20 protein-coding genes are annotated in these 23,186 nt (G+C 73.6%); 17 read left to right on the top strand and 3 right to left on the bottom strand.

Annotated elements, in window-relative coordinates; all coding sequences use genetic code 11:
- Positions 1-70 precede the first annotated feature (70 nt).
- From ACZ4TG_RS21570 to ACZ4TG_RS21560, 3 genes are all read left to right on the top strand, one after another.
- Positions 71-1,192 (top strand): acyl-CoA dehydrogenase family protein, encoded by a 1,122-nt coding sequence (locus tag ACZ4TG_RS21570; protein ID WP_468165119.1) that lies wholly within the window; start codon positions 71-73, stop codon positions 1,190-1,192.
- Positions 1,189-1,587 carry a RidA family protein gene (locus ACZ4TG_RS21565; RefSeq protein ID WP_468165116.1) on the top strand — a complete coding sequence of 133 codons (399 nt, stop codon included), beginning with the start codon at positions 1,189-1,191 and terminating at the stop codon, positions 1,585-1,587. Before ACZ4TG_RS21570 ends, ACZ4TG_RS21565 begins: the two co-directional genes overlap by 4 nt.
- A gap of 141 nt (positions 1,588-1,728) precedes the next feature.
- Entirely contained in the window at positions 1,729-2,049 is a 321-nt protein-coding gene (locus ACZ4TG_RS21560; protein ID WP_468165113.1) for a hypothetical protein, read from the top strand.
- 39 nt (positions 2,050-2,088) lie between these two features.
- Here ACZ4TG_RS21560 and ACZ4TG_RS21555 read toward each other — a convergent pair whose 3' ends face one another.
- Positions 2,089-3,459 carry an aminopeptidase P family protein gene (locus ACZ4TG_RS21555; protein WP_468165111.1) on the bottom strand — a complete coding sequence of 457 codons (1,371 nt, stop codon included), beginning with the start codon at positions 3,457-3,459 and terminating at the stop codon, positions 2,089-2,091.
- A gap of 186 nt (positions 3,460-3,645) precedes the next feature.
- On the opposite strand from ACZ4TG_RS21555, the gene ACZ4TG_RS21550 reads away from it, so the two are divergent.
- From ACZ4TG_RS21550 to ACZ4TG_RS21510, 9 genes are all read left to right on the top strand, one after another.
- Positions 3,646-6,072 carry a collagenase gene (locus ACZ4TG_RS21550; protein ID WP_468165109.1) on the top strand — a complete coding sequence of 809 codons (2,427 nt, stop codon included), beginning with the start codon at positions 3,646-3,648 and terminating at the stop codon, positions 6,070-6,072.
- A 117-nt stretch (positions 6,073-6,189) separates the two neighbouring features.
- The gene (locus ACZ4TG_RS21545; protein WP_468165106.1) at positions 6,190-7,404 is read left to right on the top strand and encodes an NAD(P)/FAD-dependent oxidoreductase; all 1,215 of its coding nucleotides are present in this window, start codon (positions 6,190-6,192) and stop codon (positions 7,402-7,404) included.
- Positions 7,401-7,787, top strand: a complete 387-nt coding sequence (locus ACZ4TG_RS21540) for a (2Fe-2S)-binding protein (RefSeq protein WP_468165104.1) — start codon at positions 7,401-7,403, stop codon at positions 7,785-7,787. The genes ACZ4TG_RS21545 and ACZ4TG_RS21540 overlap by 4 nt, the downstream gene beginning before the upstream one ends.
- Positions 7,768-9,168 (top strand): FAD/NAD(P)-dependent oxidoreductase, encoded by a 1,401-nt coding sequence (locus ACZ4TG_RS21535; RefSeq protein ID WP_468165102.1) that lies wholly within the window; start codon positions 7,768-7,770, stop codon positions 9,166-9,168. The genes ACZ4TG_RS21540 and ACZ4TG_RS21535 overlap by 20 nt, the downstream gene beginning before the upstream one ends.
- A gap of 86 nt (positions 9,169-9,254) precedes the next feature.
- The gene (locus tag ACZ4TG_RS21530) at positions 9,255-10,172 is read left to right on the top strand and encodes a dihydrodipicolinate synthase family protein (RefSeq protein ID WP_468165100.1); all 918 of its coding nucleotides are present in this window, start codon (positions 9,255-9,257) and stop codon (positions 10,170-10,172) included.
- Positions 10,173-10,199: 27 nt separating this feature from the next.
- Positions 10,200-11,204, top strand: a complete 1,005-nt coding sequence (locus tag ACZ4TG_RS21525) for a proline racemase family protein (protein ID WP_468165098.1) — start codon at positions 10,200-10,202, stop codon at positions 11,202-11,204.
- Positions 11,201-12,247 (top strand): proline racemase family protein, encoded by a 1,047-nt coding sequence (locus tag ACZ4TG_RS21520; protein WP_468165096.1) that lies wholly within the window; start codon positions 11,201-11,203, stop codon positions 12,245-12,247. The genes ACZ4TG_RS21525 and ACZ4TG_RS21520 overlap by 4 nt, the downstream gene beginning before the upstream one ends.
- Positions 12,244-13,188, top strand: coding sequence for an ornithine cyclodeaminase family protein (locus ACZ4TG_RS21515; protein ID WP_468165094.1), 945 nt, complete (start codon positions 12,244-12,246; stop codon positions 13,186-13,188). Before ACZ4TG_RS21520 ends, ACZ4TG_RS21515 begins: the two co-directional genes overlap by 4 nt.
- A gap of 56 nt (positions 13,189-13,244) precedes the next feature.
- Positions 13,245-13,955, top strand: a complete 711-nt coding sequence (locus tag ACZ4TG_RS21510; protein WP_468165092.1) for a GntR family transcriptional regulator — start codon at positions 13,245-13,247, stop codon at positions 13,953-13,955.
- Between the two features lie 128 nt (positions 13,956-14,083).
- Here ACZ4TG_RS21510 and ACZ4TG_RS21505 read toward each other — a convergent pair whose 3' ends face one another.
- A complete protein-coding gene (locus ACZ4TG_RS21505) occupies positions 14,084-14,959 on the bottom strand; it encodes a hypothetical protein (protein ID WP_468165090.1) in 876 nt (291 codons plus the stop codon).
- A 198-nt stretch (positions 14,960-15,157) separates the two neighbouring features.
- Here ACZ4TG_RS21505 and ACZ4TG_RS21500 point away from each other — a divergent pair, with 198 nt between their 5' ends.
- Genes ACZ4TG_RS21500 through ACZ4TG_RS21480 form a run of 5 tightly spaced genes read left to right on the top strand, consistent with a single transcriptional unit; the run spans position 15,158 to position 20,943 of the window.
- Entirely contained in the window at positions 15,158-16,903 is a 1,746-nt protein-coding gene (locus ACZ4TG_RS21500; protein ID WP_468165088.1) for an ABC transporter substrate-binding protein, read from the top strand.
- A 38-nt stretch (positions 16,904-16,941) separates the two neighbouring features.
- Positions 16,942-17,880: an ABC transporter permease gene (locus ACZ4TG_RS21495; protein WP_468165086.1), complete on the top strand. Its 939-nt coding sequence runs from the start codon at positions 16,942-16,944 to the stop codon at positions 17,878-17,880.
- Positions 17,877-18,863, top strand: a complete 987-nt coding sequence (locus tag ACZ4TG_RS21490) for an ABC transporter permease (protein ID WP_468165084.1) — start codon at positions 17,877-17,879, stop codon at positions 18,861-18,863. Before ACZ4TG_RS21495 ends, ACZ4TG_RS21490 begins: the two co-directional genes overlap by 4 nt.
- Positions 18,863-19,957 (top strand): ABC transporter ATP-binding protein, encoded by a 1,095-nt coding sequence (locus ACZ4TG_RS21485; RefSeq protein WP_468165082.1) that lies wholly within the window; start codon positions 18,863-18,865, stop codon positions 19,955-19,957. Before ACZ4TG_RS21490 ends, ACZ4TG_RS21485 begins: the two co-directional genes overlap by 1 nt.
- Positions 19,957-20,943 carry an ABC transporter ATP-binding protein gene (locus ACZ4TG_RS21480; RefSeq protein ID WP_468165080.1) on the top strand — a complete coding sequence of 329 codons (987 nt, stop codon included), beginning with the start codon at positions 19,957-19,959 and terminating at the stop codon, positions 20,941-20,943. Before ACZ4TG_RS21485 ends, ACZ4TG_RS21480 begins: the two co-directional genes overlap by 1 nt.
- A gap of 101 nt (positions 20,944-21,044) precedes the next feature.
- Here ACZ4TG_RS21480 and ACZ4TG_RS21475 read toward each other — a convergent pair whose 3' ends face one another.
- On the bottom strand, positions 21,045-23,117 hold the full coding sequence (locus ACZ4TG_RS21475) for a S9 family peptidase (protein ID WP_468165078.1): 2,073 nt from the start codon (positions 23,115-23,117) through the stop codon (positions 21,045-21,047).
- Between the last annotated feature and the right edge of the window lie 69 nt (positions 23,118-23,186).

Raw genomic sequence — 23,186 nt, 5'->3', positions numbered from 1 at the left:
CGTTGGTCCCACGAGCGTATCGTGACGGTGACGGCAGTCAACAGGACGCGATAGATGCGGGGATATTCGGATGACCGGATTCGCGCTCGGAGCGGAAGAAGAGGAGTGGTGCGGGCAGTTGCGCGCACTGTCGGCCGGGCGGCTGAGGCCGCTGGCCGAGAAGGGGGAGCCGGGCCGGGTGAACCGGCCGCTGCTCGCGGCACTGGGCGAAGAGGGCCTGCTGGAGCGGGTCTTCCGCTCGGGCGCCCTGGAGCTGTGCCTGCTGCGGGAATCCCTCGCCTACGGCTGTACGGAGGCGGAGACGGCGCTGGCCCTGCAGGGGCTGGGCGCCCACCCCGTGCTCCGGGCCGGCAGCGAGGCGCAGCGCGAGCGGTGGCTGCCGGGGGTGCGGGCGGGCCGGCTGGTGGCGGCGTTCGCGCTGAGCGAGCCCGGGGCCGGATCGGACGCGGCGGCGCTGGCGCTGGCCGCCGAGCCGGACGCCGGGGGATGGCGGCTGACCGGGGAGAAGCGCTGGATCTCCAACGCCCCGGAGGCCGATTTCTACACCGTGTTCGCCCGTACGGGTGAGGGGCCGGGGGCCAAGGGGGTCACGGCCTTCCTCGTGCCGGCCGACCGTCCGGGGCTGACCGGGGAGGCCCTGGACATGCTCTCCCCGCACCCGATCGGCGCGCTGTCCTTCGACGGGGTGCCGGTGGGGCCGCGGGACGTGCTGGGAGAGCCGGGGCAGGGGTTCCGCGTCGCGATGGACACCCTCAACCGCTTCCGGCCGAGCGTGGGCGCCTTCGCGGTCGGCATGGCGCGCGCGGCGCTCGACGCGACGCTGGCGCACACGGCGGGCCGGGCCGCCTTCGGCGGGGTCCTGGCCGACCTCCAGGCGGTGGCGCACCGGGTGGCGGAGATGGCCACCCGCATCGAGGCCGCCCGGCTGCTGGTCTACTCGGCGGCCGGAGCGTACGACAGCGGCTCGCCGGAGGTGCCGCGGCGGGCGGCCATGGCCAAACTGCTGGCGACGGAGACGGCCCAGTACGTGGTGGACCACGCGGTCCAGCTGCACGGGGCCGTCGCCCTCCAGCGGGGCCACCTGCTGGAACACCTGTACCGGGAGGTACGGGCACCGCGGATCTACGAGGGGGCCAGCGAGGTGCAGCGCACGATCATCGCGAAGGAGCTCTACCGGGGGGTGGCGGGATGAGCCTGGAACGCATCAACCCGCCGGAGCTGTCCCCGGCGACCGGGTTCTCCCACGCGGTGGCCATGACGGGCGGCAGGGTGGTCTTCCTGGCGGGCCAGACCGCGCTGGACGGATCCGGCAAGGTCGTGGGGGAGACCCTGCCGGAGCAGTTCGAGCGGGCGCTCGCCAATCTGCTGGCCGCCCTGGCGGCGGCCGGCGGTACCCCCGGGGGGCTGGCCCGGGTCACGGTGTACGCGGTCGACGTGGCCTCGTACCGGACGCACGCCGCTGAACTGGGCCGGATCTGGCGGCGGTTGGCGGGGCGCGAGTACCCGGCGATGGCCGTCGTGGGCGTGGTCCGGCTGTGGGACGAGGAAGCGCTGGTCGAACTGGACGGGTTCGCGGTCCTGCCGTGATTTTGACAGGGGCCGGGAGGGAGGGCAGGGTGGAAATGCCCCTTTTGTGGTCTCCGTCACCAATACCGGAGGTGCATGGATATGCGCCGTGGGTTCGTTGCCGCAGCAGTGACAGGGGCGGCCGGGATCACACTCGGCCTGATGCCTGTCAGTGGCGCTTTCGCGGCAAGCCTTCCGCAGAACGACTGGTGTTCCAGCTCCCGGTACGGGGAGTGGCGCGCCTGCTGCGACCCCGCACGCGGGAACTACCGTCCCGGCTGGTGCTGGGACAACAGCAACTACAACGACGGCTGGCACGACGGCTGGCACAACAGCAACTACGACGACAGCTGGAACGACGGCTGGCGTGACAACAACTGGCGCGACAACGGCAACTGGCACGACGGCCGCTGGAACGACAACGGCAACTGGCGAGACGACGGCTGGCGCGACTACGGCAACTGGAACAACTGGAACGACTAGCCGCCGGCGCCGACCACGAGCGCCGACGGCGCGCGGCCCTCAGCCCGCCAGCAGCCGGCCCATCCACTCCTCGATGCCCGCCACCGACCTCGGCAGGGCGCCCGACAGCAGTCGGGCGCCCTGTTCCGTGATGACCAGGTCGTCCTCGATGCGCACCCCGATGCCGCGCAGCTCGGCCGGGAGGGTCTCGTCGTCCGGCTGCAGGTACAGGCCCGGCTCGACCGTCAGGACCTGCCCCTCCTCCAGGATCCCGTCCAGGTACGTCTCGGTCCGCGCCTTCGCGCAGTCGTGGACGTCCAGCCCCAGCATGTGGCCGCTGCTGCACAGCGTGTAGCGCCGGTGCAGGTCGCCCTCGGCGTTCTTCAGCACCCCCCACTCCGCCAGGCCCTCGGCGATCACCCGCATCCCGGCCCGGTGGAAGTCCCGGAAGCTGGCACCCGGCCGCAGCGCCGCCATGCCCGCGTCCTGGGCCGCCAGGACCAGTTCGTACACCTGGCGCTGCACCGGTGAGAACCGCCCCGACAGCGGGAGGGTGCGGGTGATGTCCGCCGTGTAGAGGGTGTCCGTCTCCACGCCGGCGTCCAGCAGCAGCAGTTCGTCCCCGTTCAGCCGGCCGTCGTTGCGGATCCAGTGCAGGACGCAGGCGTGGGCGCCCGACGCCGCGATCGTCTCGTACCCCGTGCCGTTGCCCTCCGCCCGGGCGCGCAGGCCGAAGACCCCCTCGATCCAGCGCTCCCCGCGCGGATGGGCCAGCGCGCGCGGCAGTTCCCGTACGACGTCCTCGAAACCGGCGGTGGTGTGGTCCACCGCCAGCTGGAGCTGCTCCACCTCCCAGGCGTCCTTGACCAGGCGCAACTCCGAGAGGACCGCGGCCAGTTCGGAGTCCGAGGCGGCGTCGCGGGCGGGCGGTGAGCCCAGGGTGTCCAGGTGTGCGCAGCGGATGCCGGTCAGCCGCTCGGCCTCCGCCAGGTCCGGGCGGCGGCCCACCCAGAACTCCCCGTACCGCCGGTCGCGGTAGAACTCCTCGTTCCCGCCGGCCCGCGGGGAGCGCGGCCGCAGGTACAGCACCGCCTCGTGTCCGTGCGGGCCCGAGGGCTCCAGCACCAGTACGTGGCCCACCTGGTCCTCGCCGGTCAGGCCTGTCAGCCAGGCGTAGGCGCTGTGCGGGCGGAAGCGGTGGTCGCAGTCGTTGGACCGGACCCTCAGCTCGCCGGCCGGGACGATCAGCCGCTCGCCCGGGAACAGCGCCGAGAGGCGGGCGCGGCGGGCGGGGGTGACCGAGTGCGCCGGAGTCCGGCTGGAGCCGGGCAGCGGGGAGGCGGCCCAGTCGGCGGCCATGAAGCGGGACAACTCCGGGGATACCGGCAGGTCATGGCTCCCGGTGTGCAGGGCGGAGGGGGTGTCGGTCATGGGGCTCCCTCAAGAAGATGCGAACTGGTGGGCGCACAGGGCTTGTCAGTGCAATTTCACATTACTATGTTACAGCTCACACCGCGGCACGTTAATCCCCGTCAAACGCCGTGTGACGCAGGGCAGTTCATCGCAGGCAGTTCGCGCACCACTTCCCCCACCTCCCCTCCCAACCAGGAGTTCTTGGTGTCCCAGCACAGAGCTGTGCGTACGTCCCTCCTCTCGGCCGCCGTCGCGGTCACGCTGCTGGCCTCCGCCGGGCAGGCCGTGACCCAGGCCGCCGAGACGGGCGCCCCGGTTCCCGCCACCTTCTCGGCCGGAGCCTCCGCGCCGGGAGCCGCGGCCCCGGCCGCCGCGCCGAACCCGTTCGACGAGGTCGACCGCCTCGCCAACGCCCAGGAGCTCGTCCCGGCCCCCGCCCCCGCCCCGGGCGGCCTGGCCGTCGGCAAGGGCGAGGTGCCCGGCGCCGCCGAGCCCGCCGCCCCGGCCCCCGGTTCCGCCTCCGCCTCCGCGGGGGAGCGCGCGGAGAAGAGCCGCAAGGCGGCCGCCGCCCAGGCCGCGCCCACCACGCGGGACCTCGCCGTCGCCGTCCCCTGCACCCTCGACGGGATCACCGCTCTCTCCCCCGAGCGGTTCGCCGACTTCCTCGGCGACCAGGCCGTCCTCGCCGACGGCTGCCTGCGGGGCCTGATCTGGACCTGGGACGCCCGCCTGGCGCCCGTCATGTCGGACGCCCACGTACAGGCCGTCTCCCGCCGGATATCCGGCCTGGCCGCCGCCCACGACGGCCGTAACTCCTCCCACCTGGAGGAGATGTTCACGTACCTGCACGCGGTCGCCTACCACGACTACTCCCGTGACGAGATCGACGTCACCGACGCCCCCACCGTCGACGCCATGCGCCGGGCCGTCGCGGACTTCGGCGCCGCCGCCCGCACCTTCGACGCCACCCCCTCCAACGCCCGCACCCTGCGCGAGGCCCTCTACGCGGCCAGCGCGCCCGGCCTGCGCCAGCACCAGCTCGGCCTGATCAAGAACGTCCTCGCCACCATGGACGCCTCGCACCCCGCGACGAACCAGGACGCCTCCTGGGGCGGGGCGGCCCTCGCCGCCCTGTCCGTCAACTACCTGGGCGTGTACCCGGGCAACCAGGACGCCGCCTTCCAGGCCGCCGTGGCGGCCGACCCGGCGTACCGCGCCGTCTTCAAGGCCTTCGCCGGATACGGCCACCTCAAGGGCACCGCCAACGCGTGGGTGAGCCGCGACGCGCTCGGCGAGTACGGCCGCTTCGGCCAGATCGACGCCCTCAAGGCCCAGACCGTCGCCGACCTCGGCGCCCTGCTGGAGCCGGTCAAGGCCACCTTCGGCAACGGCAGCGAGCAGTGGGCCAAGCTCGTCTCCTGGCTCAACTTCTACGAGGCGTGCAAGCCGTACGGGGTGTGCAAGGAGGACATCGAGAAGCAGCTCTTCCCCTACACCTACTCCTACGACAACGGCGCCATCAAGGTCCGCACCGCCCTCGACCGGGCCACCGTCGACCAGCTCTACTACGCGAGCAAGCAGGTCAAGGCCCAGTACCACCGCGTGCTCGGCACCGAACAGCCGCTCGCCGGCGACCCCAACACCACGCTGAACATCGTGCTCTACGCCTCCCGCGCCGACTACGAGAACTACCACCCGATCCTGACCGGCTACGGCACCAACAACGGCGGCATCTACATCGAGAACGGCGCCACCTTCTACACCTACCAGCGCCGCGTCCCGCAGGACTCCTCCCTCACCCTGGAAGAGCTCTTCCGCCACGAGTACACGCACTACCTCAACGGCCGCTACGCCGTCCCCGGCTTCTTCGGCGAAGGCCCCTGGTACGAGGGCGACCGCACCACCGCCATGGACGAGGGCACGGCCGAGTTCTTCGACGGCTCCACCCGCGACAACGGCATCGCGGTGCGCAAGTCCCTGGTCAAGGGCATCATCAGCGACACCTCCGGCGGCGGCCCGCGCATGAGCGTCGAGCAGCTGCTGAACGCCACCTACGACGGCGACGGCTTCCGCTTCTACAACTACGCCGGCACGTTCTTCGAGTTCCTGTGGACCGAGAAGCCCAGCCTGCTGCGCGAGATGTACACGCACCTGCGCAACAACGACGTGGCGGCGTACGACGCCTGGCGCCACCGGACGGGCGCGGACACCTACCTCCAGCGCGACTACAACCGCTTCCTGGACGCGCAGATCGCCAAGGTCGACCAGCTGTACGTGCCGAACACCACCTTCACGCCCAACGACCGGCTGCGCCACTCCGCGCTCGCCGACGTGAAGTCGGCCTTCGCGACGGCCACGTACAACACCCCGGACTGCGTGGAGAACGGCGATCCCGGCAAGCGCCGGTTCAGCTGTACGGGCCGGATCAGCGCGAACCTGAAGAACTGGCGCAGCGACGACCAGAACTTCAAGGACATGTCCGAGACGGTGGACTACTTCATCCTCGACCGGGCCGGCGCGGCCTCGAACAACCTGGCCGACATGAACTGCTCCTTCGGCCCGGTGGAGATCTGGACCAACAAGACGGCCGGCAGCTCCTCCTACAGCTGCGAGGGCCCGCTGCGCGGCTGACCACCGCAGGGCCGGCCCCGTTCTGAACGGGGGGCGGGGCCGGCCCGCAACACCCCTGCCCCTCGGGCACCCGGGCTCTCCCTAGGCACCCTTTAGAGAATGTGACATATTACTGCCGTGCCCAAGAGACACTCCCTGGACGTCGTCATCATCGGCGCCGGCGTCGTCGGAGCCGCGTGCGCGTACTACGCCACCCGCGCCGGACTCTCCGTGGCCGTCGTGGACCGCGGCCCCGTGGCGGGCGGCACCACCGGCGCCGGGGAGGGCAACCTCCTCGTCTCCGACAAGGAGGCCGGCCCCGAACTCGCCCTGGCCCTGCTGTCGGCGGCCCTGTGGCGAGAACTCGCCGCCGTCCTCCCGCGGACCGTCGAGTACGAGGCCAAGGGCGGGCTGCTCGTCGCCCCCGACGAGACGACGCTGAAGGCGCTGCGCGAGTTCGCCGCGGCCCAGCGCACTGCGGGCGTCGACGCCGTCGAGGTGGATCCGCACGCCCTGCGCGACCTGGAGCCCCACCTGGCACCGGGCCTCGCCGGCGGCTTCCACTATCCGCAGGACGCCCAGGTCCAGCCGGCCCAGGCGGCGGCGAGGCTGCTCGCCGCCTCGGGCGCGCGGGTCCACCTCGGCGAGGAGGTGACCGGCCTGGTGACGGAGCGCGGGACGGTGTGCGGAGTGCGCACCCCCGCCCGCGAACTCCTCGCCCCGGCCGTCGTCAACGCGGCCGGCACCTGGGGCGGCCGGATCGCGCAGCTCGCGGGGACCACCCTCCCGGTGCTCCCGCGCCGCGGCTTCGTCCTGGTGACCGAGCCGTTGCCGAGGGTGGTCCGGCACAAGGTCTACGCCGCCGACTACATCGCGGACGTGGCCAGCGGCTCCGCGGCCCTGCAGTCCTCGGCGGTGGTCGAGGGCACCCCCGCCGGGCCGGTGCTCATCGGCGCGACCCGGGAGCGGGTCGGCTTCGACCGCGGCCTGTCCACCGAGGCCCTGCGCCGGCTCGCCGCCCAGGCGGCCTCGCTGTTCCCGGTACTGGCCGACGTGCGGGTGCTGCGGACCTACCACGGCTTCCGGCCGTACCTGCCCGACCACCTCCCGGCGATCGGCCCGGACCCCCGGGTACCCGGGCTGCTGCACGCCTGCGGGCACGAGGGCGCGGGGATCGGCCTGGCTCCGGGCACCGGGGTGCTGATCGCGGCGGCCCTGACCGGGACCGAACCCCCGCTGGACCCGCATCCGTTCCGCCCGGACCGCTTCGGCCCGGCCGCCCCCGGTGCGCACGCGGCTCCCGGTGCGGACGCCGTCGCCGATGCCGACCACCCGAAGGAGACCGGACGATGACCAGCCCGACCGACCCGGACCGCCCGCCGGGCCCCGCCCGCGGCCGGTTCCGCCGCGCGGGCAGCGGCTCCGGCCGCTCGCCCCGCGCGCTCGTCGGGGGCGTACCGCAGGCCGCGTACACCCTCCGCTTCGACGGCCGCGAACTGCCCGCGCAGGCGGGCCAGAGCATCGCCGCCGTGCTGTGGGGCGCGGGGATCGTGTCCTGGCGCACCACCCGCGAGGGCGGCGCCCCGCGCGGGGCGTTCTGCGGGATCGGCAGCTGCTACGACTGCCTCGTCACCGTCAACGGCCGCCCGAACCAGCGGGCCTGCCTGGTCCCGGCCCGCCCCGGGGACCGCGTCACCACCCAGGAGGGGACCGGCCGTGCCGAACTCGGAGTCTGACGGCGCGCCGTGCGACCTCGCCGTCGTCGGCGCGGGCCCGGCCGGGCTCGCCGCCGCCGTCACGGCCGCCGGACTCGGGCTGCGCGTGACCCTGCTGGACGCGGGGGAACGGCCCGGCGGGCAGTACTACCGCCACCCCGCGCCCGGACTCGGCGCGGACCGCCCCGAAGCGCTGCACCACGGCTGGGCCGCCTTCGCCGGCCGCGAAGCCGCCCTGCGGGCCCACGAGTCGGCGGGCCGGATCAGGTACCTCCCGCTCCACCACGTCTGGACGGTGGTGCCCGACGGGGCCGACTGGCTGCTGCACGCCGTGGCGGGCCCCGAGGAGCGCGCCGCCGCCGTGCGGGCCCGCGCCGTGCTCCTCGCCACCGGGGCCCACGAGCGGCAACTGCCCTTCCCCGGCTGGACCCTGCCCGGGGTGGTCGGGGCCGGCGGGGCGCAGGCCATGCTCAAGAGCGGGCTCGTCCTGCCGGGCCGGCGGGTCGTCGTCGCCGGGAGCGGGCCGCTGCTGCTCGCCGTGGCCGGCTCGCTCGCGGCGGCCGGAGCCACCGTCCCGGCCGTTGTCGAGGCCGCCGCCTACACCGCGTACGCCGGACGCCTCCCCGCCCTGCTGCGCAACCCCGGCAAGCTCGCCGAAGGCGCCTCGTACGGCGGAGCCCTGCTGCGCCACGGCATCCGGCTGCTCACCCGGCACGCCGTCACCGAGGCCCACGGCGCCGCCCGGATCGAGGCCGTCACCGTGACCCGGCTCGGCCCGGACTGGCGGCCGCTGCCCGGCACGGCCCGCCGGATCCCCTGCGACGCCCTCGCGGTGGGGCACGGCCTGGTCCCGCAGCTGGAACTGGCCACCGGCCTCGGCTGCGCCACCCTGCGGGCCGCGGACGGCACCGTGGCCCTGGAACTGGACCCGCAGCTGCGCACCTCCGTACCCGGCATCTGGTCCGCCGGGGAGACCGGCGGCATCGGCGGCGCCCAACTGGCGCTGGCCGAAGGGGAGATCGCCGCCCGCGCGGTCGCCGGACGGCCCGTCCCGGCCGCCCTGCTCCGCCGCCGCTCGCGGCTGCGCGCCTTCGCCGACGCGATGGGCGCCGCCCACCGCCCGGGGGCCGGCTGGACCGGCTGGCTGCGGGAGGACACCGAGGTGTGCCGCTGCGAGGAGGTTCCGGCGGGCCGGATCGGCGAGGCCGTCCGGGAGCTCGGCGCGCGGGACGCGCGTACCGTCAAACTGCTGACCCGGGCCGGGATGGGCTGGTGCCAGGGCAGGATGTGCGGTCCGGCCGTCGCCGCCCTCGCCGGGCAGGAGCCGGCCGCGGACCGCAGACCGCTGTCCTGCCCGGTTCCGCTGCGCAACCTCGCCGAACTGCCCGCCGCGGAGGGCTGATCGGCCTTGATCCGGAGCGCCGCAGCCCTTGTGGGCTCCGTGTGCCCACTAGTAAAATGTCACACACCACACTAGGGAGCTCTGCCATGACCCAAGCGCACACCCCCGCGCCCACCCGCACCCGTCCCTGGCACGGAATCATGGTCGCGACCGCGCTGCCCCTGCGCGAGGACCTGACCGTCGACTACGACGCCTACGCCGAACACGTGGCCTGGCTCATCGAGGGCGGCTGCGACGGCGTCGTCCCCAACGGCTCCCTCGGGGAGTACCAGACCCTCACCGACGAGGAGCGGGCCCGCGTCGTCCGCACGGCCGTCGAGGCGGCGGGCGACGGTGACCGCGTCATGCCCGGAGTCGCCGCCTACGGCAGCGCCGAGGCGCGCCGCTGGGCCGACCAGGCCGCCGAGGCGGGCGCGGGCTCCGTCCTGCTGCTGCCCCCCAACGCCTTCCGCGCCGACGCGGAGTCCGTACGCGCCCACTACGCCGAGGTCGCGCGCGCCGGACTGCCCGTCGTCGCGTACAACAACCCCATCGACACCAAGGTGGACCTCACCCCGCAGCTGCTCGCCCGGCTGCACGGCGACGGCAGCATCGTCGCCGTCAAGGAGTTCTCCGGGGACGTCCGGCGCGCCTACGAGATCGCGGAACTCGCCCCCGGCCTCGACCTGCTCATCGGCGCCGACGACGTACTCCTCGAACTCGCCCTCGCCGGGGCCGTCGGCTGGATCGCCGGCTACCCCAACGCCCTGCCGGACGCCTGCGCCACCCTCTACCGGGCCGCCGTCGCCGGGGACCTCGACACCGCGCTGCCGCTGTACAAGGCCCTGCACTCGCTGTTCCGCTGGGACTCCAAGATCGAGTTCGTCCAGGCCATCAAGCTCTCCATGGACCTGGCCGGGCGCCCCGGCGGCGCCACCCGCCCGCCGCGCTTCCCGCTCACCGGCGAGACCGAGGCGGCCGTCCGCGCCGCAACCGAGAAGGCCCTCGCCGAGGGCCTCCGCTAGGCCTGTCCGCGACACCGAGGGGACTCCATGCGTACGCGCCACATCTACCACGTGGTGGACTCGCACACCGAGGGCATGCCGACCCGGGTGATCACCGGGGGAGTCGGGGTGATCCCCGGCGCCACCATGGCCGAGAAACGCCTCCACTTCATCGAACACCTGGACCACGTCCGCACCCTGCTCATGTACGAGCCGCGCGGGCACTCGGCGATGAGCGGCGCCATCCTCCAGCCGCCCACCCGGCCGGACGCCGATTTCGGCGTGGTCTACATCGAGGTGTCGGGACTGCTGCCCATGTGCGGGCACGGAACCATCGGAGTGGCCACCGTCCTGGTCGAGACCGGCATGGTCCCGGCCGTGGAACCGGTCACCACCGTCCGGCTCGACACCCCGGCCGGCCTGGTCTGCGTGGACGTCCGGGTCGAGGACGGCGCGGCCACCGCCGTCACCTTCACCAACGTCCCCGCCTTCAGCGTCGGCCTCGGCCTGAAGGCGGAGGTCCCCGGCTTCGGCTCGGTCCCCTACGACCTCGCCTACGGCGGCAACTTCTACGCGTTCGTCGAACTCGACGCCCTCGGGCTGCCCTTCGACCGCTCGCGCAAGGACGAACTGCTCGCCGCCGGACTCGCCGTCATGGACGCCGTCAACGCCTCCGACGACCGGCCCGTCCACCCCGAGGACCCCGCCATCGCCGGGCTCAAACACGTCTACCTCGCCGCCCCCGGCTCCGACGGCCGCCGGTCCCGGCACGCGATGGTCATCCACCCCGGGTGGTTCGACCGCTCGCCGTGCGGTACGGGGACCAGCGCGCGGATGGCCCAGCTGCACGCCCGCGGTCTGCTGGAGCCGGGCGCGGACTTCGTCAACGAGTCCTTCATCGGGACGGAGTTCACCGGCCAGCTGGTCGGGGAGACGACCGTCGGCGGACTCCCCGCCGTCGTCCCCACCGTCACCGGGCGGGCGTGGATCACCGGCACCGCCCAGTACTTCCTCGACCCGTCCGACCCCTTCCCCGGAGGTTTCCTCCTGTGACCGCCGAACCGCGAACGGTCCGGACCGTCGACTACCACACGGCCGGGGAGCCCTTCCGCATCGTCGACACCGCGGCGCCCGGGATGCCGCCCGTGCCCGGGGACACCGTCGCCGAGCGCTGCGCGACGGCCATCGGCCCGGGCGGCTCCGGGACGGCCCCGCGCCGGGGCGCGCTGGACGACGTACGGCGGCTGCTGGTGCTGGAGCCGCGCGGCCACGCCGGGATGTACGGCGGGTTCGTCGTGCCCCCGGACGACGACGGGGCCCACTTCGGGGTGCTGTTCTGGCACAAGGACGGCTACTCCACCGCCTGCGGCCACGGCGCCATGGCGCTCGGAACCTGGGCCGTGGACACCGGCCGCGTCCCCGCCCCGGAGACCGGCGACGCCCAGGTGCGCATCGACGTGCCGTCCGGGCGGGTCAGCGCCACCGTGCACCGTGACGCCGGCCGCACCACCGGGGTCACCTTCCGCAACGTCCCGGCCCGGGTGGGCGCCCGCAAGGTGCCCGTCGCCACCACCCTGGGCATGGCCGAGGCGGACATCGCGCACGCGGGCGCCTGCTACGCCGCCGTCCGGGCGCGGGACCTCGGGCTGGACGTGTCCCGGGCCGACCTGCCCCGGCTGGTGCGGGCCGGGCAGGAGATCCGGGCCGCGCTGGCCACGCACCCCGGCACCTGGCACCCCGGCGGGCCGCTGCTGTCGGGGGTGTACGGGGTGATCCTGTACGAGGAACTGCCGGACACCCCGTTCGGGCCCCACCAGCGCAACGTCACCGTCTTCGCCGACGGGCAGACCGACCGCTCGCCCTGCGGCTCCGGGACCTCGGCGCGGCTGGCGCTGCTGGCGGAGGACGGCCGGCTCGGCGCGGGGGAGGACCTGCTGCACGAGTCGCTCGCGGGCACGGTGTTCACCGGCCGGGCCCTGCCCGGGGCTTGCGCGGACGGGCTGGTCACGGAGGTCACCGGCACCGCGTACCGCACCGGCGAGCACGCCTTCACGGTGGACCCGTACGACGCCCTCGGCAGCGGGTTCCTCCTGTGATCCCGCAGCTGTCCGGTGCGCGGACGGCCGCGCTGCTCACCCCGGCCGGGGCGGCGGACGCGCTGGCCGGGGCGCTGCGGGCCGGACTGGATCCCGAGGCGTGCCCGCAGCGCACCGCCGTGCCCGTGCCGGGCGGCGAACTGCTGCTCATGCCGGCCGCGTCGGGGTCGTACGCCGGGGTGAAGATCGCCGGGGTCGCACCGGGGAACCCGGCCCGCGGCCTGCCCCGGATAACCGGCTCGTACCTGCTCCTGGACGGGCCCACCCTGCGACCGCTGGCCCTGCTCGACGCCGCCGCGCTGACCGCGCTGCGCACCCCGGCGGTGTCGGCGCTCGCGCTGCGGCACCTGGCCCCGGCGGACCGGCCGCTGCGGCTGGTGCTCTTCGGGTCGGGGCCCCAGGCCTACGGGCACCTCGAAGCCGTGCTGGCGGTACGGGAGTTGGCCGACGCGGTGGTGGTGGCCCGGGATCCGGAGCGCGCCGGCAGGCTGGTCGCGCACGCCCGCGCCCTGGGGGTGGCGGCCCGGGCGGGCACGGCGCCGGAGGTGGCCGGGGCGGACCTGGTCGTCTGCTGCACCACGGCCCGCGAACCCCTCTTCGACGGACGGCTCGTCGCCCCGGGCGCCACCGTCGTCGCGGTCGGCTCGCACGAGCCGGACGCCCGGGAAACGGACACCGCCCTGGTGCGGCGCTCGGCCGTGTACGTGGAGTCGCGCGCGGCGGCCCTGCGAGAGGCGGGGGACCTGCTGGTCCCGGAGGCGGAGGGAGCCATCGGGCCCGGTCATATCAACGGCACCCTGGCCGACCTGGTCGCGGGCAGGATTGCGGTGCCGGGGCGGGCAAGTTCTCCACAGCTCTTCAAGAGCGTGGGCATGGCCTGGGAGGATCTTGCCGTGGCGGTCGCTTTGTACCAGGCCGCCGGGGCGAGCAGCGCAACGTGACATTGTACGCTGTTCCTCCGCCCATCTGTGGGGTAAGGGGTCTCGGAGGAAATGCAATGGGTGACCTGAAGCAGCACAGTCTCATCAAGGCCCAGGAACGGCTCCGCGACCAGGTCGGACATGCCCTCCGAGCAGCCCTGATAGCGGGTGAACTGCGCCCCGGGAGCGTCTACTCGGCCCCCGGTCTCGCAGCCGAACTGGGCGTCTCCGCAACCCCCGTGCGCGAGGCCATGCTCGACCTGGCCCGCGAAGGCCTGGTGGAGCCCGTGCGCAACAAGGGCTTCCGGATCACCGAGGTCAGCGAACGGGACCTGGACCAGTACACCGAACTGCGCACCATGATCGAGGTCCCGACCATCGGCCGGATCACCGAGATCGCCACCCCCGAGCAGCTGGAGGCCCTGCGCCCGATCGCGGAGGAGATCGTCACCAGCGCCCGCGAGCACAACCTCATCGGCTACCTGGAGGCGGACCGCCGCTTCCACCTCGGGCTGCTCGCCCTCTCGGGCAACGACCGCCTCGTCGAGACGGTCGGCGACCTGCGCAAACGCTCCCGGCTCTACGGCCTCACGGGCCTGGACGAGGCCGGCAAGCTGGTCTCCTCCGCCGAGGAGCACATCGAGCTGCTCGACCTGATGATCAGCGGCGACGCCGAGGCCGCGCAGGCCTGCATGGTCCGCCACCTCGGCCACGTCCGCTCCCTCTGGGCCCAGGGCCGCGACGAACCGGTGGGCCGCCCGGCGGCCCGCCTGGGCTCGGGCATCTAGGAGGCACCCTCGTCGGCCGGGGCCCGGTCCGGCGGGCCCCGGCGGCGTGCTGACGAGCCCGGCCGACGAGCCCGGCCGACGAGCCCGAGCGAGCGCGGGCCGCCCCGACCGCTACGGCCCGGGTCGGGTCATGCCTTGGACCAGACGACGAGCCGTCCGCTCACCGCCGGGCTGTACTCCGTGCTGACGTCTTCGATGAGGGCCATGGCCACGGAGCCACGATCGGTGACGGAGCACAGGGCGGCGCCCTTCACCAGGCCCCGCCCCTGCGCCGCGCCGTGGCCCAGCTGCACGGGGCCGAAGCCGCTTCCCGCCGCCGCCCGGCAGTTCTCGAAGGTCTGGGGCTGCCCCACGCGCAAGACCCCCACCTGCCGGCCGGTGACCGCCAGCAGGTTCACGTAGGTCGGCGCGTCGCCCCCGTTGCCGCACCCCAGCCAGTCCGGCCGGTACTCCAGCTCGGTGGCGGTCGTCTGGTCCGCCGTCGCTCCGCTCCCCGCGGACGGCACCTTGACGGATGTGGAGATCCCGGCGTCGAGGTCGACGAGCTGAGTCTCGCCGCACGGCGGAGGCGAGATGCCCCACCGCCCCTGCTGGGACTGGAAACCGGCCGGCGCCGTCAGGTCCGGGCCGCCGGAGGCGGCCGGAGGCGCCGAGGGCGGGCTGGGCAGCGGCGCGATGGCGACCGCGGACTTCGACGGTGACGGCGACGCGGAGGGTGACGAAGAGGGCGACGAGGCGGGCGGCGGTGAGGGCGACGGCGTGGACGACACCGCCACGACCGGCGCCCCCGCTCCCGCGGTCGGCGGCGCGGTGTCGTTCCTCCCCGACGTGGCGAACACCGTGGCCGCCGTACCCAGCACGGGAACCACGATCCCGATCACCCACCAGGCCCAGCGCGGCGCGTGCCCGGACGCCACCGACTCCGGGCCGGGTCCGACGCGCGGCGGCCCGGCGGGCCTCGGTGGGATCCTCCCCGGATCGGGCACTCCGAGTCTCTCGGTCACGTCTCAACTCCCCCTGTTACCTGCAGATGTGACGACCCTACCGGCGAGGGGGACGGCGCATTCACGGAGGATCTGTCCAAGAGGATCTTGGGATTGGACACGGCTGGGTAACGGCGGCGCCAAACCCTTGTCAGTGCAATTTCACATTACTATGTTACCGGTCACATCGTAGAGCGCGGCCCTTCACTGGAGTGACCCATGACCAAGCGCACCCAACTCGCCCTCGCCACCGCCCTGGTGGCAGCACTCGCACTCGGCGCCTCGGGCTGCTCCGGCACCACCAAGAAGGGCTCCGCGGGAGCGCCCGCCTCCAACCCCGCCGCCGCCAACGACGGCAAGATCCTCGGCGGCACCCCGGTCAAGGGCGGCACCCTCACCGTCCTGTCCAACCAGGACTTCTCCCACCTCGACCCGGCCCGCAACTGGACCATGCCGACCATGGACTTCGGCACCCGCCTCCTCTACCGCACGCTCGTCACCTTCAAGGCCGAGCCCGGCAAGGCCGGCAGCGAGCTGGTGCCCGACCTCGCCACCGACCTCGGCACCCCCTCCAACGGCGGCCGCACCTGGACCTTCACCCTCAAACCGGGGCTGAAGTACGAGGACGGCTCGGCCATCAAGGCCCAGGACATCAAGTACAACGTCGAGCGCTCCTTCGCCCCCGACCTCACCGGCGGCCCCGACTACGCCGCCCAGTACCTGGCCGGCGGCGAGGGCTACAAGGGCCCGCTCCAAGGGCAGCACCTCGACTCCGTGAAGACCCCCGACGACCGCACGATCGTCTTCGAACTGCGGCGTCCCGTGGCCGAGTTCTCCGCCACCGCCACCCTCCCCACCTTCGCGCCCGTCCCGCAGTCCCAGGAGAAGGGCACCCAGTACGACGCCCGCCCCTTCTCCTCCGGCCCGTACAAGATCGAGTCGTACGACCGGGACAAGAAGCTGGTCCTCGTCCGCAACGAGCACTGGGACGCCTCGACCGACAGCGTCCGCAAGGCCTACCCGGACAAGTTCGTGGTCGTCATGGGCCTCAAGGGCGGCCAGATCGACGACCGCATCATCGCGGGCGAAGGCGCCGACGCCTCCACCGTCCAGTACGCCGACATGCGCCCCGAGAGCGCCCCCAAGGTGCTGCCCAAGCCGGACGTCAAGGCCCGGCTGCTGGCCGAGTCCCAGGGCTGCACGGAGATGCTCCACCTCAACAACTCCCGCGCCCCCTTCAACGACCCCAAGGTCCGCGAGGCCATGCAGTACGCGGTCGACAAGGAGGCCGTGGTCACCGCGGGCGGCGGCCCGGCCCTCAACGAGGTCGCCACCGCCTACCTCCCCCCGGCCCTCTCCGGCGGGAAGCAGGCCGACACCCTGAAGGTCCCGGCCGCCGGCGACCCGGCCAAGGCCAAGGAACTCCTCAAGGCCGCCGGCAAGGACTCCCTCAAGGTCTCCCTCACCGTCTCCACCGGCGACAAGGGCAAGGCCGAGGCCATCCAGCAAGGCCTGTCCCGGGCCGGCGTCGAGGTCGTCATCGACACCGTCGACCCCGGCGCGTACTACGACGTCATCGGCGACCTCTCCACCACCCCCGACATGACCCTCACCGGCTGGTGCCCCGACTACCCCTCCGGCTCCACCTGGATCCCCTTCGTCTTCGACGGGCGCACCGTCAAGGACAAGGGCAACCAGGGCAATTACAGCCAGTTCCGCGACGACGCGACCATGAAGCGGATCGACGAGATCAACGCCATGGCCGACGCCGCGCAGGCCAACCGCGCCTGGATCGACCTCGACGCGGAAATCATGAAGAAGTCGCCGTCCGTCCCTGTCCTGCTGGAGCGCAAGCCCCTGCTCGTCGGCACCAACATCGCCGGCGCCTTCGGCCACCCCGTGTGGACCGGCACCATCGACTACGCCGCGATCGGCCTCAAGGACCCGTCGAAGGGCCAGGGCTGAGGCCGGACGGAACCCGGGACCCGGAAGCCCAACGCGCCATGACCGACACCGCCACGGCACCGGTCAAGGAGGTCCCGCCGGGCAGCAGCCCCTGGCAGCTCGCCCGGCGGGAACTCCGCCGCCGCCCCGCCGTCCGCATCAGCCTATGCGTCGTCCTCCTCTTCGTCCTGACGGCCGCCACCGCCCCCTGGCTGGGAGCACTGGGCGGCTGGTCCCCCCAGGAGTTCGACAAGACCGCCATCGACCCCTACCTCGGAGGCCAGCCCCTCGGCTCCTTCGGCGGGATCAGCCCCTCGCACTGGCTGGGCGTCGAACCCGTCACCGGCCGCGACCTGTTCGCCCGCGTGGTCAGCGGAGCCCAGGTCTCCCTCCTCATCGCCTTCGCCGCCACCGCCATCGTGGTGATCGTCGGCACGGCCGCCGGGATCGCGGCCGGCTACTTCGGCGGCCGCACCGACGCGGTGCTCTCCCGCCTCATGGACCTCACCATGTCCTTCCCCTCCCTCATCTTCATGATCGCGATGCTCTCGGTGGCCAAGGACGTCAACCGGATCGTCCTCATGACCGCCGTCATCGGCCTCTTCGGCTGGCCCGGCGTCGCCCGCGTGGTCCGCGGCCAGACCCTCTCCCTCAAACACCGCGAGTACGTGGACGCCGCCCGCGTCGGCGGCTCCGGCCCCTGGCGGATCCTGACCCGCGACATCCTCCCGGGCGTCTCGGGCCCGGTCATCGCCTACACCACCCTGCTGATCCCCGGAATGATCAGCACCGAGGCCGCCCTGAGCTACCTCGGCGTCGGCGTCCGCCCGCCCACCCCGTCCTGGGGCCAGATGATCGCCGAGTCCGTGGCCTACTACGAGACCGACCCCATGTACTTCGTCATCCCGAGCACCTTCCTCTTCCTCGCCGTGCTCGCCTTCACCCTGCTCGGCGACGCCCTGCGCGACATCCTCGACCCGAGGGGCGGCCGCACGTGATCGTCTACCTGGCGCGCCGGCTGCTCGCCCTCGCCGGCGTGCTGCTCGCCATCGCCGCCGTCACCTTCCTCATCTTCTACGTCCTGCCCTCCGACCCCGCCGCTGCCGCCTGCGGCAAGACCTGCAGCGCCGAACGACTGGCCGACGTACGGGCCTACCTGGGCCTCGACCAGCCCCTGTGGCGGCAGTTCGCCGACTTCCTCACCGGCATCTTCACCGGGCGCACCCTCGGCACCGGCCAGTACGCCGTCCAGTGCGACTTCCCGTGCCTGGGCTACTCGTACGAGAACTCCCTGCCCGTCTGGGACCTGCTGATGGACCGGCTGCCGGTCTCCGCCTCGCTCGCCGTCGGCGCGGCGGCGCTCTGGCTGGTGCTGGGCCTGGGCGCCGGGGTCACCGCGGCCCTGCGCAAGGACACCGTCACCGACAAGACCCTGATGGTCGGCGCCGTCGCCGCCGCCTCGCTGCCCGTCTACTTCACCTCCGTGATGCTCATCTACGGAGTCATCCGCGTCGCCGGCCTGCTGCCCTACCCCACCTACCAGGCCCTCACCGACGACCCCCTCGGCTGGGCCGCCAACCTGCTGCTGCCCTGGACCGCGCTCGCGCTGCTCTACGCCGCCATGTACGCGCGCCAGAGCCGGGGTTCGATGATCGAGGCCATGGCCGAGCCGTACATCCGGACCGCCCGGGCCAAGGGCATGCCCGAGCGCACCGTCGTCGTCAAGCACGGCCTGCGCTCCGGGATGACCCCCATCCTGACCATCTTCGGCATGGACCTCGGCGGGCTGCTCGCCGGCGCCGTCATCACCGAGTCCATCTTCGGGCTCCCCGGCATCGGCCGGCTGTTCTACGGAGCGCTCGTCAGCTCAGACCAGCCCGTGGTCCTCGGGGTCACCCTGCTCGCCGCTTTCTTCATCGTCGTCGCCAACCTGGCCGTCGACCTCCTGTACGCCGTCATCGACCCGAGGGTGAGGTACTGATGGCCGCTCCCGCATCCGCCCCCGCATCCACCGCCGCATCGGAGCCGGTATCCGCGCCCCTGCTCGAAGTGCGCGACCTGCGCGTCACGTTCACCACCCCGCGCGGCTCCGTACGCGCCGTCGACTCGCTCGGGTTCACCGTCGAGGCCGGACGCACCCTCGGCATCGTGGGCGAATCCGGATCGGGCAAGTCCGTCACCTCCCTCGCCGTCATGGGCCTGCACCGGGGGGCCGAGGTCGGCGGCTCCATCGCCCTCGACGGCCAGGAGCTCACCGGGCTGTCCGAGAAGCGGCTCTCCCGGCTGCGCGGCCGCAAGATGGCCATGATCTTCCAGGACCCGCTGAGCAGCCTGCACCCCTACTACACGGTGGGGGAGCAGATCGCCGAGCACTTCAGGGTGCACTTCCGGTCCGGGCGGGCCGCCGCGCGCAAGCGGGCCGTCGACATGCTGGGGGAGGTCGGCATTCCCGAACCGGCCCGCCGGGCCGGGGAGTACCCGCACCAGTTCTCCGGCGGCATGCGCCAGCGCGCGATGATCGCGATGGCGCTGGCCTGCGAACCCGATCTGCTGATCGCCGACGAGCCGACGACCGCCCTCGACGTCACCGTCCAGGCCCAGATCCTCGAACTGATCGCCCGGCTCCAGCAGGACCGCGGCCTCGGAGTCGTCATGATCACCCACGATCTGGGGGTGGTGGCCCGCGTCGCCCACGAGGTCCTGGTCATGTACGGCGGCCGGGCCGCCGAACAGGCCCCGGTCGACGAGCTGTTCGCGGACCCCGCCCACCCCTACACCCGGGGCCTGCTGGACTCGCTGCCCCGGCTGGACGACGCCGACGACGCCCCGCTGCGGACCATCCCCGGCTCCCCGCCCTCCCTGCTGGCGCCGGCCCCGGGCTGCGCCTTCGCCCCCCGCTGCCCGCGGTCACGGGTGCGCTGCGGCGAGGAGCGCCCGGAGCTGGAGGCCTACGCGGCCGGGCGGACGGTGGCCTGCCACTTCGCCGGGGCCCGCAGCGCCGAGCCGGAGCCCGTCGAGCCGGAGCCCGTCGAGCCGGAGCCCGTCGATCCGGAGCCCGCAGAGGAGGTGGCCTGATGGCCGCGACGACCACCACGGACACCCTGCTGTCCGTACGCGACCTGACCATGACCTTCCCCGGCAGGCGGTCGGTGACCGGGCGCCGGGGGGCGCCCGTGCGCGCCGTCGACGGGGTCTCCTTCGACCTGGCGGCCGGGGAGACCCTCGGCCTGGTCGGGGAGTCGGGCTGCGGGAAGTCCACCACCGGCCGGATGCTGGTGCGGCTGCTGGAACCCACCTCCGGCAGCGTCTCCTTCGACGGCCGGGACATCAGCCGGCTCTCGCAGGGCGCCCTGCGACCGCTGCGCAGGCACATCCAGATGGTGTTCCAGGACCCCCACTCCTCCCTCAACCCCCGCCAGACGGTGGCCCGGATCATCTCCGACCCGCTGCTGGTGCAGGGCTGGTCGGCCTCCGACGCGCGCCGGCGGGCGGCCGGTCTGATGGACCTGGTCGGGCTGATCCCCGAGCACATCGACCGCTACCCGCACGAGTTCTCCGGCGGCCAGGCCCAGCGCATCGGCATCGCCCGGTCGCTGGCAACCAGCCCCCGGCTGATCGTCGCGGACGAACCGGTCTCCGCCCTCGACGTCTCCGTACAGGCCCAGATCGTCAACCTGATGGAGCGGCTGCGCGCGGAACTGGGCCTCGCGTACGTGTTCATCGCGCACGACCTCTCGGTGGTCAAGCGGGTCAGCGACCGGGTCGCCGTCATGTACCTGGGCCGGATCGTCGAGATCGGCGAGAAGCGGGCCCTGTACGAGGATCCCCAGCACCCGTACACGCGGGCGCTGCTGTCCGCCGTACCGCTGCCCGACCCGGCGGCGGAGCGGCGGCGCGAGCGGATCGTGCTGCTCGGCGATCCGCCGAGCCCGGCCGCCCCGCCACCCGGCTGCACCTTCCACCCGCGCTGCCCCAAGGCGCGGGAGGTCTGCCGTACGGAGCGCCCGCTGCTCCGGCTGTCCGCCTCGCGGGAGGTGGCCTGTCACTTCCCGGGTGACTGACGGGGATCCCGGGGAAGAAGAGCGACCCCGGAGCCGACACGATCGGCTCCGGGGTCCTTTTCGCGTGCCGGGGCCCTGTCCGCAGACCCCGCCCCGGCCGCTCAGGCGAGCTCGCGGCGGAAGAACTCCAGCTCCTGGACCATCACCTTCTCCCGCACACCGCCCGGGGTCATGTGGGTGACGCCCGGCAGGGCCAGCAGCCGGTGCGGGCGGCCGGCGTCCGTCAGCGCCCGCGAGAGGCGCAGGGTGTGGGACGGGTGGACGTTGTCGTCGGCCAGTCCGGTGACCAGCAGCAGCGGCCTGGCCAGCTTCGGGGCGTCCGCGAGCAGTGAGTCCCGCTCGTACACCTGAGGGTTCTCCTGCGGGAGACCCAGGTAGCGCTCGGTGTACGCCGTGTCGTAGTGCCGGAAGTCCGTCGGGGCGGCTCCGGCCGCCGCCGCGTGGAAGACGTCCGGGCGGCGCAGCACCGCGAGCGCGGACAGGTAGCCGCCGTAGGACCAGCCGCGGATGCCGACCCGGGTCAGGTCGAGGTCGGGGTGCCGCTCGCCCAGCGCGTGCAGGGCCGCGACCTGGTCCTCCAGGGTCACCTGCGAGAAGCCCCGGTACATCGCGTGCGTGAACCGCGGCGAGACGTACGCGGTGCCCCGGTTGTCGATGGTGACCACCGCGAAGCCCTGGTCGGCCCACCACTGGCGGTGCTGCCAGCGGCGCGGCTCGGCGCTGACGTCCTGCATGCCGGGGCCGCCGTAGCTGTCGAGGAGCACGGGCAGCCGGGTACCGGGGACATGCCCGCGGGGCAGGACCAGGGCGGTGGGTACGCGGTGCTCGGTGACCCGTTCCAGCAGCGGGACGACCCGGTACGGCAGCGGCTCGGACAGGTCGGCCGGGCTGAACTCCCGCCCGTCGGGGGTGCGCAGGGTGCGCCGGATCCCGTCGGCGTCGGCGGAGGTCAGCAGCAGCGCCCCGGCCGAGGCCTGCACGCCGTGCACTCCGGGCCCGTCCGCGAGCGGGAGCGTCCCGCCGGTCTCCGGGTCGAGCAGCAGCACCTGCTGCTCGGCGGGGTCGCGCTGCCCCGCCTCGATCAGCAGCCGGTCCCCGTGGACGCCGGCCACGCGGCGGACCTGGATCCCGTCGCCGGTCAGGAGCTTCCCGTCGACGGCGAGGGCGCGGGCGGCCCCGCCCGGGGTGTCGGCGCCGGTCAGCATCCGCCCGTCGGGCAGCCGGGCGGGGGTGCCGGGCAGCAGCGGGTCCACCCACTGCGGGTGCGTGGTGCGGGACAGCTCCCGGGTACGGCCGGTCGCCGGGTCGGCGGTGAGCAGCAGGACGCTTTGCTGGAGCCGGTCCTGGACCGTCAGCAGGATCTCCCCGGCCGATTCCCAGCCCGCGTCCGAGACGTACGGGTACGCCTCGGCGTCCCAGTCGAGCCGTACCCGCTCCCCGTCCGGCCCGAGCACCCAGAGCTGGACGTCGGCGTTGGGCCCGCCCGCCTCGGGGTACGCGAAGTCCTCGGGCGGCAGCTCGGGGTGCGCCGGGTCGGCGAACCAGCGCCGCTGCAGGGCGGACTCGTCGACGCGGGCGGCGAGCAGGGTGACCCCGTCGGGGGACCACCAGTGGCCGCGGGCCCGGTTCAGCTCCTCGGCGGCGGCGAATTCGGCCACGCCCCAGCGGGCCCCGTCGTCGGGGCTGACCCGGCCGCCCGGGGCCACGTACAGGGCGTCGCCGCTGACGTACGCGGTCCGGGAGCCGTCCGCGTTGGGGCGGGGGTCCAGCGCGGGGCCGGCGGCCGGGATGCCGCGCGGGCCGGAGCCGCCGTCGCGGGAGACCTCGTACAGCAGCCCGTGCAGCGCGAAGACGGCGCTGCGGCCGTCGCCGGAGAGCGCGTACGAGCCGATGCCGGCGGCGACGAGCCGGATCCGCTCCCGCAGCCGGCGCTCGGCGGCGGGCAGCTCGCCCGGGGTGGCGGGCAGGCCGGGGGACAGCTCGCGGGGGTCGGCCAGCCGGGTTTCGGCTCCGGTCGCGGTGTCGAGGACCCAGAGGCTGTCGAGCGGGTCGGTGGGGCCCGTCGAGCGGAGGAACCACAGGAGCCGTGCGTCGTCCCCGAAGGAGAACGCGCGGGGGGCGCCGTAGGTGAACCTGGCCGTGGCCGCGGAGAGTTCGAGAAAGGGGTCATCCATGAGCCGAGTGTGACATGTGAAATGTCACATAGACTAGGCCGTTCGAGTGGTGACCCCCGGGCCACGGGC

This window comes from Streptomyces sp. NPDC028314 (genome assembly GCF_055565795.1).
Note: the sequence above shows the minus strand (reverse complement) of the source record. Positions and strands in the feature narration are given on the sequence as shown.

Excerpts from the sequence above, each read along its gene's own strand:
- ACZ4TG_RS21570 (WP_468165119.1), top strand. The coding sequence starts at position 71 with ATGACCGGATTCGCGCTCGGAGCGGAAGAAGAGGAGTGGTGCGGGCAG.
- ACZ4TG_RS21565 (WP_468165116.1), top strand. The coding sequence starts at position 1,189 with ATGAGCCTGGAACGCATCAACCCGCCGGAGCTGTCCCCGGCGACCGGG.
- ACZ4TG_RS21560 (WP_468165113.1), top strand. The coding sequence starts at position 1,729 with ATGCCTGTCAGTGGCGCTTTCGCGGCAAGCCTTCCGCAGAACGACTGG.
- ACZ4TG_RS21555 (WP_468165111.1), bottom strand. The coding sequence starts at position 3,459 with ATGACCGACACCCCCTCCGCCCTGCACACCGGGAGCCATGACCTGCCG.
- ACZ4TG_RS21540 (WP_468165104.1), top strand. The coding sequence starts at position 7,401 with ATGACCAGCCCGACCGACCCGGACCGCCCGCCGGGCCCCGCCCGCGGC.
- ACZ4TG_RS21530 (WP_468165100.1), top strand. The coding sequence starts at position 9,255 with ATGACCCAAGCGCACACCCCCGCGCCCACCCGCACCCGTCCCTGGCAC.
- ACZ4TG_RS21525 (WP_468165098.1), top strand. The coding sequence starts at position 10,200 with ATGCGTACGCGCCACATCTACCACGTGGTGGACTCGCACACCGAGGGC.
- ACZ4TG_RS21510 (WP_468165092.1), top strand. The coding sequence starts at position 13,245 with ATGGGTGACCTGAAGCAGCACAGTCTCATCAAGGCCCAGGAACGGCTC.
- ACZ4TG_RS21500 (WP_468165088.1), top strand. The coding sequence starts at position 15,158 with ATGACCAAGCGCACCCAACTCGCCCTCGCCACCGCCCTGGTGGCAGCA.
- ACZ4TG_RS21495 (WP_468165086.1), top strand. The coding sequence starts at position 16,942 with ATGACCGACACCGCCACGGCACCGGTCAAGGAGGTCCCGCCGGGCAGC.
- ACZ4TG_RS21485 (WP_468165082.1), top strand. The coding sequence starts at position 18,863 with ATGGCCGCTCCCGCATCCGCCCCCGCATCCACCGCCGCATCGGAGCCG.
- ACZ4TG_RS21480 (WP_468165080.1), top strand. The coding sequence starts at position 19,957 with ATGGCCGCGACGACCACCACGGACACCCTGCTGTCCGTACGCGACCTG.
- ACZ4TG_RS21475 (WP_468165078.1), bottom strand. The coding sequence starts at position 23,117 with ATGGATGACCCCTTTCTCGAACTCTCCGCGGCCACGGCCAGGTTCACC.